Consider the following 15,748-nt stretch of genomic DNA (forward strand, 5'->3'; position numbering starts at 1 on the left):
TGACCCCCGGGGCCACGACCGCGGACCACGCGGCCGGACTCTCGGAAAGGAACACCCGTGTCCACCATCGACAAGCCGCAGCGCCTGCGCGTGCTCTCGCGCGGCGCCACCCGCACCACCGAACCCGAGGCCCCCGACGCCGGGCCGCCGCAGGTCAACGTGGTGCTCAGCGGCCTGGGGATCGCCCTGATCCTGGGCGGCATCATCTTCGCCCGGTCCGGACAGGTGCCCGGCATCCTGTTCGTGCTGGGCCTGGCCCTGGGCTTCGTGCTGTTCCACAGCCGATTCGGCTTCACCTCCGCCTGGCGGCAGCTCGTCGCGGTGCGCCAGGGCAAGGCCCTGCGCGCGCACATGCTGATGCTGGCCGTGGCGTGCACGCTCTTCGCACCCATCCTGGCCACGCAGGCCTCGTTCTTCGGGACGCCGGCCGCTCCCACCCTGGCTCCGATCGGGTTCGGGCTGTTCGTCGGGTCCTTCCTGTTCGGCGTCGGCATGCAGCTGGGTGGCTCGTGCGCCTCCGGCACCCTGTTCGCCATCGGCTCGGGCCAGACCGCGATCCTGCTGACGCTCACGGGCTTCATCGTCGGCTCCGTGCTGGGCGCCTTCACCTTCCCGTTCTGGACCGGCCTGCCCGCCCACGACCCCGTCTCCCTCACGCAGGTGGGCGGCGGCTACCTCGGTGCCTGGCTGATCTCGCTCGCCGTCATGGGTCTCGTGGTCTGGCTGACCTTCGCCCTGGGACGCAAGCGCAGCGTGCCCCCGGTGGAGCCGGCGCCGGTGGCGCACGGAGTCACGCGGGCGCTGCGCGGCTCCTGGCCGCTGTGGGTGGGCGCGCTGCTCCTCGCCGGCCTCAACGCCCTCACCCTGCTGGTCTCGGGAGGCGCCTGGGGCGTCACCTTCGCCTTCTCGCTGTGGGGCTCCAAGATCCTCGACGCCGTGGGCGTCGACGTGCTGTCGTGGTCCTTCTGGCAGGACCCGGCGAACCTGGCCAAGTACCAGGCCGGGTTCCTGGCAGAGAAGACCTCCGTGATGGACCTCGGCATCATCGTGGGCGCCCTCGTGGCCTCGGCGCTCGCGGGCGCCTGGACGCTGCACCGCCGCATCCCGGGCAAGCTCGCGCTGGGTGCCGTCCTCGGCGGGATCATGATGGGCTACGGCGCGCGCATCGCGTTCGGCTGCAACATCGGCGCCTACTTCGGCGGCATCGCCTCCTTCAGCCTGCACGGCTGGTTGTGGGGCGTCATGGCCGTCATCGGGACGTTCGGCGGTCTCGCGTTGCGGCCGCTCTTCGGCCTGGGCAACCCCAAGCCGAGCGACAGCGTCTGCTGACGGCCGACCCGCCTGATCCGAAAACCCGTTGCGCCCAGGGTGGGGACTCCCCCACCCTGGGCGCACGTGCGTGCCCACCCCGGGTGCCCGACGAGAGGAGCGTGACATGACCACGACTGTCACCGGCCTGCCCGCAGACCGCCTCCTCCCGACACATCGGAGCACCCATCGTGAGCAACGCTCTCCCACAGTTCGACTCCTCTGACGAGGACAGCAACACCCCTCTCGCACCTCCGCTCGACCCGCGCTTCACCGTCGAGTGGCGCACCTACGACGACGTCGACGACGGCCAGCGCTGGTCCACCTGGTTCGACGTCGAGCCGCTCTGCCGCGGCCCGGAGCCACGCCCCGACTGGGTCGTGACCTCGCGCGGCGCGGTCGACACCGAGCTGGGCATCCTCAAGACCGGCAAGGAGGCCGACGTCTTCCTGCTCGAGCGCGGGGACCCGCACGAGCCCGAGCAGGCGGTCGTGATGGCCGCCAAGCGCTACCGCAGCAGCGAGCACCGCACGTTCCACCGCTCGGCCGCCTACACCGAGGGCCGCAGCGTGCGCCGCTCGCGCGACCAGCGCGCGCTCAAGCGCGGATCCACCTGGGGTCGGCAGGTGGCTGCCGGCGAGTGGGCAGCAGCCGAGTGGAACGCACTGGTGCGCTGCTGGGGCCTGGGGCTGCCGGTGCCCTACCCCGTGCAGCTGGATGGCACCGAGATCCTCATGGAGTGGGTGCAGCACGCGGAGGAGACCGCTCCGCGCCTGGCCCAGACCCGTCCCGACCCGGTGCTGCTCGGCTCCTACTTCGAGCAGCTGCGCGAGGCGATGGCCCGCCTGGCGCAGGAGGGGCTCGTGCACGGGGACCTCTCGCCCTACAACCTGCTGGCCGCCGGCGAGCGGCTGGTCCTCATCGACCTCCCGCAGGTGGTCGACCTGGTGGGCAACCCCGCGGGCTTCGACCTGCTGCAGCGCGACTGCGCCAACGTCTGCTCGTGGTTCCGGTCGCGAGGGCTCGACGTCGACGAGCACGAGCTGTTCGCCGACCTGGTCGCCACGGCCCTGTGACCACCCACTGACACCTCATCCGGCCGAGCCCGGCCCGTAGGCTCGGCCGGGTGAGGCGCAGCCGGGGACGGGTCATCGACGTGGGCACCGTCGCAGAGCTGGAGAGGCGCGTGGAGGCCGGCGCGCGCTCCATGCGCGGCTGGCGGCTGCGTCGGCTCGACCTGCGCGACTCCTCGGAGGTGCTCGGGCGGCTCGACCCCGCGGGCGCGCTCCTGCTCGGCTGCCGGCTCACCGGTGCCGACGTCGAGCGCCTGGAGGCCGGTGGCGCGCTCGTGCTCCCCGACCTCGACGGCTGCCCCGTGGACGCCTACCGCACCACGCTCTACACGGCAGCGGAGCTGTACGACGACGCGGACTACCCGCGCACCCTGGACGCGCGTGCCTACGCGTGGTCGCAGCACCTGCACACGGCCGAGGACGAGCTCGCCGTCACCCTGCACGACCACGCCGTCGACGCGGCCCTGGCCGCGTGGGTCGCACCGCGACGGCTCGTGGGGGTCATGGGAGGGCACGCGGCCCAGCGTGGTCAGCCGGCCTACGACGACGCCGCTCGCCTGGGCCGTGCCCTCGCCGCCCACGCCACCGTCGCCACCGGCGGGGGCCCCGGTGCCATGGAGGCGGCCAACCTAGGAGCAGCGCTCTCGCACCTGCCCCCAGCGGCGCTCGACGACGCGACCTCGCAGCTGGCGCAGGTCCCCTCCTTCGAGCCGTCGGTGGCCGCCTGGGTGCGCACGGCGCAGGAGGTGCTCCGGCAGACCACTGCGCCCGGCGGCCGGCTCACGGAGAGTCTCGGCATCCCCACCTGGCACTACGGGCACGAGCCGCCCAACCTCTTCGCCACGGGTATCGCCAAGTTCTTCGGCAACCCCGCCCGGGAGGCGCTGCTGCTCGAGGTGTGCGACGCCGGCATCGTGTTCCTGCCTGGCGCCGCGGGCACGGTGCAGGAGGTCTTCCAGGACGCCTGCGAGAACTACTACGCCGACGAGTCCGCCGTCGCACCGATGGTGCTGCTGGGCCGAGAGTTCTGGACGGAGACCCTGCCCGCGTGGCCACTGCTGCGCACGCTCGCGCGCGGGCGCGCCATGGAGGAGCACGTGCACCTCGCCGACTCCGTCGAGGAGGCCGCCGCCCTGGTCGCCGGGGAGTAGTGCCTGACGGGGGTCAGCCTGCGAGCAACCCTCCGGCAGCCGAGCGACCGGAGACCTCGCGGTAGTGGTCGAGCAGCCGGTCGTTGACGGCGGCCCACCCTCGGTCACGCACGCTGGCACGGGCAGCCTGGCCCATCCGGCGTCGCAGCAGGTGGTCGCTCGCCAGGCGCCGCACGTGGGCCGCGAGCTCGACTGCGTCGCCGGGCGCGTAGAGCAGGCCTGCCGTGCCGTCGTCGACGACGTCGATCGGACCGCCCGCGCGCGGGGCGACCACGGGCACCCCGGCGGCCAGCGCCTCCTGGGCCGACTGGCAGTACGTCTCGTGACGGCCGGTGTGCACGAAGACGTCGAGCGAGGCGTAGGCCCGCGAGAGCTCCTCGCCGTGCAGCACACCCAGGAAGCGGGCCCCGGGGAGCAGGGTGCGCAACCGCTGCTCCTCGGGGCCGCCCCCGACCACCACCAGGCGAAGCCCGGGGTCGTCGGCCAGGCAGCTCAGCAGCTCCAGCTCCTTCTCGGGCGCGAGGCGACCCACGTAGCCGACGAGCAGCTCGCCGTCCGGGGCCAGCCGCTCCCGCAGCGCGGCGTCGCGGTAGCGGGGGTGGAACGCCTCCAGGTCGACGCCACGAGGCCACAGCGCGGTGCCGGGGACCGCGAGCTCCTCGAGCTGGCGCAGACTCGCCGTCGACGGGGCGAGCGTGCGGTCCACCCGGGTGTGGATGGCACGGGTCAGCCGCGCCATCGCCCGGGCGCCGCCGGGGATCTGGTAGCGCTCCGCGAACCCCACGAGGTCGGTCTGGTAGATCGCCACCGTGGGGATGCCGAGCTCCTGGGCGGCCCGGGCCGCCTGGTAGCCGAGCGTGGCGGGCGAGGCGATGTGCACGACGTCGGGGCGGAAGCGCAGCATCTCGGTGCGCAGGCGCCGCCGCGTCTCCAGACCGATCCGGAAGTCGCGGTAGAAGGGCAGGCTGGCGCCGCGGGCCAGCGCCACGCGGAAGCCTGCGTAGGTCTCGGGGCCGGTCGGCGCCACCAGCGCCGCCTCGTGCTCTTCCCTCTCGAGGTGCTCCAGCACCCGGCGCACGGAGTTGGTGACCCCGTTCACCTGCGGCAGGAACGACTCGGCCACCAGGAGCACGCGCAGCCGGTCGGTACGGGCAGGGAGGGCGAGGATCTCGGCCATGCCCCGGACGCTAGGCAGGCGGGCGCAACGGGTGAGGAGCCCTGCGTGGCCGCCCGGTGAACGTCGCCCGACGGCCTGGCCGGGGTCAGGAGCCGTCGACGGCGACCAACCAGGCACGCTCCTGCCCGAACTCGGCGAACCCCGACCGGCGCAGGATCGGACCGGAGGTCTCGACCCGGCCCTTCACGAGCGCGAGCCGCATCCCGTGGCCGGCGGCCCACGCCAGCCGCGCCTCCAGCATCGCGCGGTAGATCCCCCGCCCACGGGCGTGCTCCACGACCGATCCTCCCCAGAGTCCCGCGGCGCTCCCCCGCGAGGTGACGCCGCTCGTGCCGACCGGCTCGCCGTCCGCGTAGGCCACCACACGCGCCGCCCGGCCGACGCGCAGGTCACGCACCGCGACGGCGGCGTGCCGCTCCAGCGTCTCGGAGGGCAGTGGATCGTCGCCGAACACGGCGGCCCCCACCGCGTCGGCCTCGCGCAGCCGCTCGACGTCGTCGACCCAGCGCAGCTCGACGCCCTCGGGCGGAGCGGGTGACGACAGCTGGTCACCCGGGGCCTCGAGGGACCGCGCGAACACGTCGAGGGTCTCGTGCAAGCGAGCGGAGAGCACTGCTCGCAGGTGCTGCTCGACCTCCGGCGGGGCGTCGAGCCGGTGGTGCCAGTCCAGCGTGCCGCCACCCAGCAGCGTCGCCTGCTCCAGCACCTCCTCGAGCACCTCGCGCCAGGGACGACGGGGCCGCAGCCAGTGCAGCGTGAGCGGGTGCTGGAACCAGCCGGGGTTGCGGGTGAGCAGGTACTCCTCGGTCTCGACGCGCTCGGCCTCGTCCGGCGTCCAGATCCACGCGGCCACCGCCGCCAGCACCTCGTCGCGGTCCACCTTCGTTCAGTCGGCCGTGGCCGCCAGCTGCCCGCAGGCGGCGTCGATCTCGCTGCCCCGGGTGTCGCGCACGGTGGTGGGCACGCCGCGGGCCTCGAGGCGACGGACGAACTCGTCCATGTCCTCCTCGCGCGAGCGGGTGAACCGCGAGCCGGGCACCTCGTTGAGCGGGATCAGGTTGACGTGCACCCAGCCCCAGTCGCCGTAGGAGTTCAGCACGTCGGCGAGCAGGTCCGCGCGGTGCGCCTGGTCGTTGATGTCGCGCATCATCGCGTACTCGATCGAGACGCGCCGCTTGGTGGTGCGAGCGTAGGTCCAGGCCGCCTCGACCGTCTCGGCCACCGAGTAGCGGGTGTTGATCGGCACCAGCTCGTTGCGCAGCTCGTCGTCGGGCGCGTGCAGGCTCAGCGCCAGCGTGACCGGGATGCCCTCCTCGGCCAGCTGCAGCATCCGCGGCACGAGGCCGACCGTGGAGACCGTGACACCGCGTGCGCTCATGCCCAGCCCGTTGGGGGCGGGGTCGGTGAGTCGGCGCACCGCACCGACGACGGCCCGGTAGTTGGCCAGCGGCTCCCCCATGCCCATGAACACCACGTTGGAGACGCGGCCCGGCCCGCCGGGCACCTCGCCGCGGGCGAGTGACCGCGCGCCGGCCACGACCTGCTCGACGATCTCGGCGGTGCTCATGTTGCGCTGCAGGCCGCCCTGACCGGTGGCGCAGAACGGGCAGGCCATGCCACAGCCGGCCTGGCTGGAGACACACATGGTGGCCCGCTCGGGGTAGCGCATGAGCACCGACTCGACCAGCGCGCCGTCGAAGAGCTTCCACAGCGTCTTGCGCGTGGTGCCCTTGTCGGCCTCGGAGGTGCGCAGCGGGGTCATCAGCTCGGGCAGCAGCCCAGCGACCAGCTCGGCGCGCTGCCCCGCGGGCAGGTCGGTCATCTGCGCGGGGTCGTCGACCAGCCGCGCGAAGTAGTGGGTCGAGAGCTGCTTGGCCCGGAAGGCCGGCAGCCCCAGCTCGACCAGGCGCTCGGCGCGCTCGGTGGGGGTGAGGTCGGCGAGGTGGCGCGGGGGCTTGCGACGACCGCGGGGCTCGTCGAAGACCAGGGGCAGGGGCGTGGGTTGCGACATGACGTACCCAGTGTCGCACCGCGGCCCACCGGTGCCCCAACCCTCGCCCGGCCGGGTCGCGCCCGCCCTCAGCGGTCGGCGCGCACCAGGAAGAACAGCGTGACGGCGGCCACCAGCACCACGACCAGGGCGGTGAGCACCGTGCCCAGGAGCATGTACCGCGCGAAGCGGCGCGTGCGCTCGGGCACCAGGAGCGCCAGCGGGATCGCGAAGACCACCAGCACGAAGGGGTAGAGGCTGCTGGCGCGCTCGCTGCTCACCAGGGCGGCCAGCAGCGCGGCGAACCCGCCGGGGAGCACGATGACGGTGACGAGCCCCGTGTAGAAGCCCAGCAGCGCCGAGAAGGTGGGGTGGTCGCGGCGCCACCAGCCGCGCTCCGCACCGGAGTCCGGCACCTCGGCCCCCGTCTGACCGGCCTGACCGGCCCGGTCGGCGGGTGCGACGGCGCGCGGTCGCTCCGCGGAGGGGGCCTCCCGCGCCGTCACCGCACTGCCGTCGTCGCTGCTCATCCCCGCCAGCGTAGGCGCAGGGGGGCTGGCAGGGGCCTCGACAGGCCGCGAGCGAGCCTCAGAAGACCAGGTAGTGCAGCAGCAGCCAGATCGGCGCGATGGTGGCCAGCAGGGAGTCGAGGCGGTCCATCAGACCGCCGTGACCGGGGATGACCTGGCTCATGTCCTTGATGCCGAGGTCGCGCTTCATCACCGACTCGCACAGGTCGCCCAGGGTCGCCATGACCACCGCGATGATCCCGAGCGCGACGCCCACCCACCAGTCACCGTCGAGCAGGAAGACCACCAGCGCGAGGCCGGCGGCGACGGTGAAGACCATCGAGCCGGCGAACCCCTCCCAGGACTTCTTGGGCGAGATGATCGGCGCCATCGGGTGCTTGCCGAACAGCACGCCGGCGACGTAGCCGCCGATGTCGGAGGCGATGGTGACCAGGATGAAGGTCAGGATGCCGGCCACGCCGTCGTCGTCGAGCCCACCCCCGCCCAGCCCGCCCTCGGAGAGCAGCAGCGCCACGAAGGAGCCGAGGAACGGCACGTAGATCAGGGTGAAGACCGACGCCGTGGCCGTCTGCACGTAGCCCTCGATGCCACGGCGCAGCAGCCAGAGCATGACGACGAGCGCGGTGACGGCCGTGGCCGTGACCAGCGCGTCGGTGCCCCACACGTAGGCGACGACGACCATGATCACGCCGCCCAGCATCAGCGGCTGCTCGGGCAGGTCGATCTGCTTGGCCAGCAGGCCCTGGCGCAGCTCCCAGATGGCCACCACGACGGCCAGCGCCACGATGAGCATGAAGGCCGGCTTCCAGAAGTACAGGGAGCCGGCGATGGCGACGAGCAGCACGACGGCGGAACCGACCGCCGCCTTGAGGTCGCGCCCGGCGCGACCGTGGTCCTTGACCGGGGGCTGGACCGGGGGCGTTGCCGGGCCTCGAGGGGTCGGTCCGGCACCCGCGGTGGCGGGTGCGGGCGGGAGGTTCTCGGGGGGGCCGCTCATCGAGGGAGAGATGTCGAGGTCAGACCTCGAGCAGCTCGGCCTCCTTGTTCTTGAGCATCTCGTCGATCGCGTCGGTGTGCTTCTTGGTGACGGTGTCGAGCTTCTTCTCGGCGCCGGTGACGTCGTCCTTGCCGACCTCGCCGTCCTTCTCGAGCTTCTCGAGGTTCTGCTTGGCCGTGCGACGCAGGTTGCGCACGGCGACACGGCCGTCCTCGGCCTTTGCGCGGGCCAGCTTGATGTACTCCTTGCGCCGCTCCTCGGTGAGCTCGGGGAACACGCACCGCAGGACCTTGCCGTCGTTGCTGGGGTTGACGCCCAGGTCGGAGTCACGCACCGCACGCTCGACCGCCGCCATCGCACCCATGTCGTAGGGCGCGATCATGATGATGCGCGCCTCGGGCGCGGTGAACGAGGCCAGCTGCTGCAGCGGGGTGGGGGTGCCGTAGTAGTCCACGAAGATCTTGCTGAACATGCTGGGGGTCGCCCGGCCGGCGCGGATGGCGGCGAACTCCTCGCGGGTCGCCTCCACCGACTTGTCCATCTTGGCGTCGGCTTCCTTGAGGATGTCGTTGATCACCGGTGTCTCCTGTGCTCGCTCGTCGGTGCTGCTCGTCAGTGCTGCTCGTCGTGGGGCGGGCGCGGCGGGGTCAACCGGCGCGGACCAGCGTGCCGATCCTCTCACCCTGCACCGCGCGCAGGATGTTGCCCTCGGGCAGCAGGCCGAAGACGATCATCGGCAGCTTGTTCTCCCCCGAGAGCGAGAAGGCGGTCTGGTCCATGATCTTCAGGCCCTGGGCGATGGCCTCGTCGTAGGTGATCTCCTCGATCTTGGTGGCCGAGGGGTCCTTGCGCGGGTCGGCGGTGTACATGCCGTCGACGCCGTTCTTGGTGACCAGCACCGCCTCGCAGTGGGTCTCGAGCGCGCGCTGCACCGAGACGGTGTCGGTGGTGAAGAACGGCAGCCCCATGCCGGCACCGAAGATGACCACGCGCCCCTTCTCCAGGTGCCGCACGGCCCGCCGCGGGATGTAGGGCTCGGCCACCTGACCCATCGTGATGGCCGTCTGGACGCGGGTCTCCACGCCGAGCTTCTCGATGAAGTCCTGCAGGGCGAGGCAGTTCATGACGGTGCCGAGCATGCCCATGTAGTCGGCACGGACGCCGTCCATGCCACGCTGACGCAGCTCGGCACCGCGGAAGAAGTTGCCGCCGCCCGTGACGACGGCGATCTGGGCGCCGGCGTTGACCGTGGCGACGATCTCGCGCGCGATGGTCTGGACGACGTCGGGGTCGACGCCCACCTTGCCGCCGCCGAACTCCTCGCCGGAGAGCTTGAGCAGGACGCGCTTGTAGCCGGACACGGAACCTCCGCAGGTAGGAGCTCGCCAGGGGACGGGCGCGGGTGGCGCCCGGGCAGCAACCTAGCCGATGACGCCGGGGGCCTGCGCCGTCCGGGAGCTCAGCTGCGCATCCGGATGACGAGGAACACGATCGCGGCGACGACCAGCGCCGCAGCCACCGAGGCCGCGACGATCTTGGGCACGCTCCAGGGCCGGTCCCCCACGACCTCGCCGGTGTTGGCGTTCACGAAGACCTGCCAGGTCTTGCCGCCGTAGAGGTAGGTGGCCATCCACAGCGGCAGGAGCACCAGCTTGAAGGTCGCCCGCGAGTAGGTGACGTCCATGTCCTTGACCCGCTGCTCGTCGCCGCCGATGTCGCGCTCGACGTCCTGGCGGATCACCGGGCGCATCTGTGCCCGGGCCAGCTTGGCGCCCGCCATCGGGTCGACGTCGTAGCGCAGCGCGGAGTAGCCGGTGAGGAACTCGGGCTGGAAGGGCCGCGCGTCCCCCAGCTTCCACGGGCCCATCTCGTCGAGGCGCTCGGGGTCGACGCGCTCGGTGCCGCGCACCAGCACGTCGTCGAAGAAGCGGTCGACGTGGCCACGGGCGTGGTGCCAGCGGGTGCGCCGCTGCTGGTAGGTCTCGGTGCGGGTGCCGCCCTTGCCGTCGGAGACGGTGCGGGTCATGGTCACGTAGTAGTACTCGCCGCGCTGGCCCACGTAGTCGGTCGCGGTCTGGGCGTCGAAGGTCCAGTGCGGCACGTAGGTGCCCTGCAGGCCCTCGGTCGTGCCGACCTTCTTCAGCGCGTTGGGTGCGAACCGTCGCGAGCGGACCCAGGTGCCGAAGGCCTCCTGCGCGGCACCGCGGTCGATCCCGAAGGGGACGACGGCCTCGGGCCGCACGAGGCCCTCGGGGTGCTCGACGGCCACCAGCGCTCCCTGGCAGAACTGGCAGGAGCCCGCGAGGTCGCGGGTCTCGGTGGTGGCGCCGCAGTTGCGGCAGCGCATGACGTACTCGCCCAGCGACGCCACGACGACGTCGCCACTGCGCTGCTTCCACTCGTCGTAGGAGTTCTCGGTGATCTGGGCGTCGACCTCGGCGATGTCGAGGGCGGCCCCGCACGAGGTGCAGCGCAGCTGGGTGGTGCCGGGGGCGTACGCCGTCTGCGACCCGCAGGTGGGGCAGGTCGAGAGCAGGTGACCGCCGGCCGGGGCCGTCGCCGTCTGCGGCGGAGCGGCGGGCGGCGGGCCGGCGGGCGGGGGGCCGGCGGGCGGCGGACCGGCGGGCGCGGCACCGGGGATCGGCGGCGGGCCGCCGGCGGGCGGGCCCGCCTGGCCGGGCAGCGGCGGGGGCGAGCTGGGCTGGTCGGTCGACATGGGGAGCTCCTCGTCGGTGTGCCGGGGCCGGGTGGGCGGGGGTCAGCCCTGCGGCGGCAGGGGCGGCGGCGTCGCGGGGAACAACCCCTGCAGGGCGGGCAGCTCGGAGGCCGCGGTCCAGGTGGGCATGCCGTCCTGCCACACGAGCGTGGTGGGAGTGAGCTCGCCGGCGGCGATCCGCGCCGGCAGGTCGGCGGCGTCGACCGGGCCGACCTGCGCGCCCCCGACCGCCAGGAACCACGGCTTGGCCGAGGCGGGCAGGGGCGGCGGGGCTCCCCCGCCGGCCTGGCCACCCTGGGCGCCGGCACCCTGACCGGCGATCGCGTTGGCCATCTGCTGGCCCAGCGCCATGCCCATGCCCAGGCCGACACCCTCTCCGGCGCCACCGGGGTTGTTGGCGGCGTCGCCGATGGCCTCGGCCGCCTGGAACTTGGTGTACTGGTCGAGGTTGCCCAGCACGCCCATCTGGGTGCGCTTGTCGAGCGCCTCCTCCACCTCGGGCGGCATCGAGATGTTCTCGATGACCAGCCGCGGGACCGAGAGACCCATGTCGGCCACGTTGGTGGTGATGGCGCCGGCCAGGGCGGTGCCGATGGTCTGCTGGTTGGCCGCGAGGTCGAGCATCGGCACGTTGGAGGTGGCCAGGGCGGTGCCGACCTGACTGACGATGGTCTGGCGCAGGAACTCGGAGACCTCGTCGGTCTTGAACTGCGGGTCGGTGCCCACCAGCTCGCGCAGCAGCTTGGCGGGCTCCACGACCTGCAGGGCGTAGGCGCCGAAGGCACGCAGGCGCACCATGCCGAACTCGGCGTCGCGCACGGTCACCGGGTTCTGGGTGCCCCACTTGAGGTCGGTGTAGAGCCGGGTGCCCACGAAGTAGACCTCGGCCTTGAACGGTGAGTCGAACCCGTACTTCCAACCCTTGAGGGTCGAGAGCACCGGCATGTTCTGGGTCTCGAGCGTGTAGGTGCCGGGCTCGAAGACGTCGGCGATCTGGCCCTCGTTGACGAAGACGGCCTGCTGGCCCTCGCGGACGACGAGCTTGGCGCCCATCTTGATCTCGTTGTCGTGGCGCGGGAAGCGCCACACGATGGTGTCGCGCGACTCGTCGAGGAACTCGATGATGTCGATGAACTCGCCGCGGATGGAGTCGAGCAGGCCCATGGTCGGATCCTCACTTCTCAACGGGGTGGTGGTCGACGGCACTCACCGGCGACCCAGGCGACGCTAGCGGCTCCAGGGGGTCGGTGCGGGGGCGTCGGCGGCGAGACCATGCCCCGGTCTGGTCCGCGGCAAACTCCGGCGCGACCCCGTGCTGGTCCGGGGGCGCTCACGCCTCGCGGCGGATCCGGGCGACCAGCCGGTCGACGAACCGCTCGTAGGCCGCGTGGCGGGTCCGCCCGGACGGCGTGTCGCCGTCCAGGCCCAGGAGCAGCTCGGGTCTGCCGAGCGAGCGGGTGGTGTAGTTGTCGGATCCGGTCAGCACCAGGCGGGTCCGCCCGTCGGGTGCACCTTCTCGGGGGTAGGAGAGCACGGTCAGCTTGGTGTGGGGGTCGCCGCGCTCGAGCACGCCGTCGAGCACCTCGACATCGGTACCGGCCAGCACCTCGCGCACCTGCGGGCCCACGCTGCTGCCCAGCACGGCCTGCACCTGCGCACCCGCTGCCGCCTTGTCGACCAGCAGGCGGGCCAGGTCGAGCCCGCGCTCGTCGAGCCAGGCGTACATGACCACCCGGATGCGGGCACCCTGCGGCGGGACGGCGTCGAGGATCGCGCGCACCGGGTCGCCGCCGTCGTCGGTCGTGGGGAAGAACCAGGCGCGGTCGCCGCGGCCCAGGTCGACGCCCGCGAGCGGGTCGGGGTCCGGCAGCTGGCGCCGCAGCTGGACGAAGCGGCGGTCGAGCACCTCGCGCACCCGCGGTCGGCCGACGTAGGTGACGACGTCGGTGAACTGGCGCGAGGAGACGTAGGTGAGATTCATGGAGCCGAGCATCACGACGTCGCGCGAGTCGCCGGTGCGGCTGAAGGTCCAGCTCTTCTGGTGCAGCTCGCCGGGGGCGAGGTGGATGAAGGAGGCGGCCCGGCGGTCGGTGCCGAGGGCCTCGCGCAGCAGCGTCGGCCCCTTCCAGTCGGCCGAGACGCTGCGGTCGCTGAGCACCTGCACGCGCACGCCGCGCTCGTGGGCTGCGACGAGGGCCTCGGCGACGGGCACGAGCGAGAACGAGTGCGCCACGATCCGGATGGTGGCGCCGGGCGGGGTGTGGCCGATCGTCTCCACGAGACTGCGCACGGTGGTGTTCTGCTCCTCCTCACCCTCGGCCGTGGGATCGGCGAAGAGCACGCGCGCGGGCACCCGGAAGGGCCCGTCCAGCGCACCGGTCTGCCCCGGCAGCGCCCCCGGGTCGGTGGGGGCGCCACCGGGTGGGTCCTGCCCGGCGGGGCAGCCGGTCAGCACCAGGCCCAGGGCCACCGCGAGGCCGAGTGCGGCGGACGCACGACGGGGCCGGCCGCACCTGCTGGTGCGACCGGCCCCGGGGTTCGTGCGAGCGCTCAGGTCAGGCGCCGACCTCGAAGCGCGCGAAGCGCTTGAGCGTGGTGCCGGAGGCGTCGAGGACGGCCTTGACCGTCTTCTTGTTCTCGGTGACCGAGGGCTGCTCGAGGAGGACGACGTCCTTGAAGAAGCCGTTGAGGCGGCCCTCGGTGATCTTGGCGATCGCCTGCTCGGGCTTGCCCTCCTCGCGCGAGGTGGCCTCGGCGATCGAGCGCTCGTGCTCGACGACGTCGGCCGGCACCTCCTCGCGGGTGAGGTACTGCGGGCGCATGGCCGCCACCTGCATGGCGGCGGCGCGGGCGGCGTCGGCGTCACCCTCGAACTCCACCAGCACACCCACGGCGGGGGGCAGGTCGGCCGCCCGCTTGTGCAGGTAGGCCACGGCGTTGCCGTCGAAGCGGACGAACTGGCCCAGCTCGATCTTCTCGCCGATGCTGATGGCCAGGCCGTCGACGACCTCGCCCACGGTGGAGCCGTCGAGCGCAACCGCGCGCAGCCCCTCGACGTCGCTGGCACCGGCCTGGGAGGCGGCGTCGGCGATGCGCTGGGCGGTGGCGACGAAGTCGTCGTTCTTGGCGACGAAGTCGGTCTCGCACTTGAGCTCGACCAGCACGCCGGGAGCGTGCGCCACGAGACCCGCGGAGGCCTCGCGCTCGGCGCCGCGCTTGGCGGCCTTGGCGGCCCCCTTGGTGCGCAGCAGGTCGATGGCCGCCTCGAAGTCGCCGTCGGTCTCGACGAGCGCGTTCTTGCACTCCATCATCCCGGCACCGGTCTGCTCACGGAGCTTCTTGACGTCGGCAGCAGAGATTGCCATGTGTCGTGATCCCTCGAATCTGTGGTGGGTGGGGGAAGCCGGGCGGGCTCAGGCCTGCGCGGCGTCCTCGGTGGTCTCGGCGGGCTGCTCGGCGGGCGCGTCGGCCGACTCCGCGGCCGGGGCCTCGGTGGTCTCGGCAACCTGCTCGGCGGGGGCCTCGGCGGCCTCGGCGACGGGAGCCGACTCGGCACCCTCGGAGGAGGCGCCGGTGGCCTCGGAGGCCGGGGTCTCGGTGGCGGCCTGGGTGGCGTCGCCACCGGTGGCGGCCACGGCGGCCTGCTCGGCGTCGCCGCCCAGCAGCTCGCGCTCCCACTCGGCCAGCGGCTCGTCGGTGGTGCCGGTGCTCTCGCCCTTGCCGCCCGAGCGGGCGATCAGGCCGTCGGCGACGGCGTCGGCGATCACGCGGGTGAGCAGGCCGACCGCGCGGATGGCGTCGTCGTTGCCCGGGATCGGGAAGTCGACGACGTCCGGGTCGCAGTTGGAGTCGAGGATGCCGATGATCGGGATGCGCAGCTTGCGCGCCTCCTCGACCGCCAGGTGCTCCTTGTTGGTGTCGACGATCCATACCGCGGAGGGGACCCGGCCCATCTCGCGGATGCCGCCGAGCGACTTGTTGAGCTTGTCGCGCTCGCGACGCATCTGCAGCAGCTCCTTCTTGGTGCGGCTGCTGCCGGCCACGTCGTCGAAGTCGATCTCGTCGAGCTCCTTGAGGCGGTTGATCCGCTGGTGCACGGTCTGGAAGTTGGTGAGCATGCCGCCCAGCCAGCGCTGGTTCACGTAGGGCATGCCGACGCGGGTGGCCTGCTCGGCGATGGCCTCCTGCGCCTGCTTCTTCGTGCCGACGAACATCACGGTGCCGCCCTTGGCGACGGTCTCCTTGATGAAGGCGTAGGAGCGGTCGATGTAGGCCAGCGACTGCTGCAGGTCGATGATGTAGATGCCGTTGCGCTCGGTCATGATGAAGCGCTTCATCTTCGGGTTCCAGCGACGGGTCTGGTGTCCGAAGTGGACGCCGCTCTCGAGGAGCTGGCGCATGGTCACGACTGCCATGAGGGTTTCTTCTCCTGTGTGGAGCCCGCTCCCGTGCGTGCGCCCTTGCCTGCCCGGCCCGCGGGCCGGAGGAGGACGCACCGGGGTGGTGCTCCGGTGTCGGTGTTTGTAGTTGCCGCCCCCGGCGGGTGCCGGTGGCCCTGACGCCTGCGCGCGACCCCACCGACCGGGTCGGATGACCCGGAGGGACCTGGAGCCGACGCCCACGGGTGGTGCGGGGCCGGAGGTGCTGCCCCGCTCGTGGTCTGCGGACGTGCGAATTCCACCCACGGATGGGTGGTCGGCCCAGGATAGGCCGCCGGACCGGTGGCAGACCAATCCGCGCCCGTCCGCGCCCGTCCGCGCCCGTCCGCGCCCGTCCGCGCCCGTCCGCGCCCGTCCGCGCCCGCGC

Annotated in this window: 15 protein-coding genes; 3 read left to right on the forward strand and 12 right to left on the reverse strand. The window is 72.6% G+C overall.

Translation table 11 applies throughout. The features are described 5' to 3' along the window. Positions 1 to 57 precede the first annotated feature (57 nt). The 3 genes from ABD948_RS18670 to ABD948_RS18680 all read left to right on the forward strand — a co-directional run bounded on the left by ABD948_RS18670 (position 58) and on the right by ABD948_RS18680 (position 3,532). A complete protein-coding gene (locus tag ABD948_RS18670) occupies positions 58 to 1,329 on the forward strand; it encodes a YeeE/YedE family protein (RefSeq protein WP_345268725.1) in 1,272 nt (423 codons plus the stop codon). A 170-nt stretch (positions 1,330 to 1,499) separates the two neighbouring features. Next, positions 1,500 to 2,384, forward strand: a complete 885-nt coding sequence (locus ABD948_RS18675; protein ID WP_345268728.1) for a serine protein kinase RIO — start codon at positions 1,500 to 1,502, stop codon at positions 2,382 to 2,384. 50 nt (positions 2,385 to 2,434) lie between these two features. Then, complete coding sequence (locus tag ABD948_RS18680) at positions 2,435 to 3,532, forward strand: LOG family protein (RefSeq protein WP_345268732.1); 1,098 nt, start codon at positions 2,435 to 2,437, stop codon at positions 3,530 to 3,532. 13 nt (positions 3,533 to 3,545) lie between these two features. Here ABD948_RS18680 and ABD948_RS18685 read toward each other — a convergent pair whose 3' ends face one another. The 12 genes from ABD948_RS18685 to rpsB all read right to left on the reverse strand — a co-directional run bounded on the left by ABD948_RS18685 (position 3,546) and on the right by rpsB (position 15,357). Then, on the reverse strand, positions 3,546 to 4,709 hold the full coding sequence (locus ABD948_RS18685) for a glycosyltransferase family 4 protein (RefSeq protein ID WP_345268735.1): 1,164 nt from the start codon (positions 4,707 to 4,709) through the stop codon (positions 3,546 to 3,548). An 85-nt stretch (positions 4,710 to 4,794) separates the two neighbouring features. Then, entirely contained in the window at positions 4,795 to 5,589 is a 795-nt protein-coding gene (locus tag ABD948_RS18690; RefSeq protein WP_345268738.1) for a GNAT family N-acetyltransferase, read from the reverse strand. A gap of 6 nt (positions 5,590 to 5,595) precedes the next feature. After that, complete coding sequence (rlmN, locus tag ABD948_RS18695; RefSeq protein WP_345268744.1) at positions 5,596 to 6,720, reverse strand: dual-specificity RNA methyltransferase RlmN; 1,125 nt, start codon at positions 6,718 to 6,720, stop codon at positions 5,596 to 5,598. Positions 6,721 to 6,788: 68 nt separating this feature from the next. Then, the gene (locus ABD948_RS18700; RefSeq protein WP_345268747.1) at positions 6,789 to 7,229 is read right to left on the reverse strand and encodes a hypothetical protein; all 441 of its coding nucleotides are present in this window, start codon (positions 7,227 to 7,229) and stop codon (positions 6,789 to 6,791) included. 58 nt (positions 7,230 to 7,287) lie between these two features. Further along, entirely contained in the window at positions 7,288 to 8,226 is a 939-nt protein-coding gene (locus ABD948_RS18705) for a phosphatidate cytidylyltransferase (protein WP_345268750.1), read from the reverse strand. Between the two features lie 19 nt (positions 8,227 to 8,245). Beyond that, entirely contained in the window at positions 8,246 to 8,800 is a 555-nt protein-coding gene (frr, locus tag ABD948_RS18710) for a ribosome recycling factor (RefSeq protein WP_345270397.1), read from the reverse strand. A 73-nt stretch (positions 8,801 to 8,873) separates the two neighbouring features. After that, positions 8,874 to 9,587: a UMP kinase gene (gene pyrH / locus ABD948_RS18715; RefSeq protein ID WP_345268753.1), complete on the reverse strand. Its 714-nt coding sequence runs from the start codon at positions 9,585 to 9,587 to the stop codon at positions 8,874 to 8,876. Positions 9,588 to 9,685: 98 nt separating this feature from the next. Further along, a complete protein-coding gene (locus ABD948_RS18720; RefSeq protein WP_345268754.1) occupies positions 9,686 to 10,942 on the reverse strand; it encodes a hypothetical protein in 1,257 nt (418 codons plus the stop codon). A 42-nt stretch (positions 10,943 to 10,984) separates the two neighbouring features. After that, on the reverse strand, positions 10,985 to 12,106 hold the full coding sequence (locus ABD948_RS18725; RefSeq protein ID WP_345268755.1) for an SPFH domain-containing protein: 1,122 nt from the start codon (positions 12,104 to 12,106) through the stop codon (positions 10,985 to 10,987). 166 nt (positions 12,107 to 12,272) lie between these two features. Next, entirely contained in the window at positions 12,273 to 13,412 is a 1,140-nt protein-coding gene (locus ABD948_RS18730) for a phospholipase D-like domain-containing protein (protein ID WP_345268756.1), read from the reverse strand. A gap of 85 nt (positions 13,413 to 13,497) precedes the next feature. Continuing rightward, a complete protein-coding gene (gene tsf / locus ABD948_RS18735; RefSeq protein ID WP_345268757.1) occupies positions 13,498 to 14,307 on the reverse strand; it encodes a translation elongation factor Ts in 810 nt (269 codons plus the stop codon). A 48-nt stretch (positions 14,308 to 14,355) separates the two neighbouring features. Next, the gene (gene rpsB / locus ABD948_RS18740) at positions 14,356 to 15,357 is read right to left on the reverse strand and encodes a 30S ribosomal protein S2 (RefSeq protein ID WP_345268760.1); all 1,002 of its coding nucleotides are present in this window, start codon (positions 15,355 to 15,357) and stop codon (positions 14,356 to 14,358) included. Between the last annotated feature and the right edge of the window lie 391 nt (positions 15,358 to 15,748).

The sequence above is a fragment of the Nocardioides nanhaiensis genome (assembly GCF_039542785.1).
Taxonomy (GTDB): Bacteria; Actinomycetota; Actinomycetes; order Propionibacteriales; family Nocardioidaceae; genus Nocardioides; species Nocardioides nanhaiensis.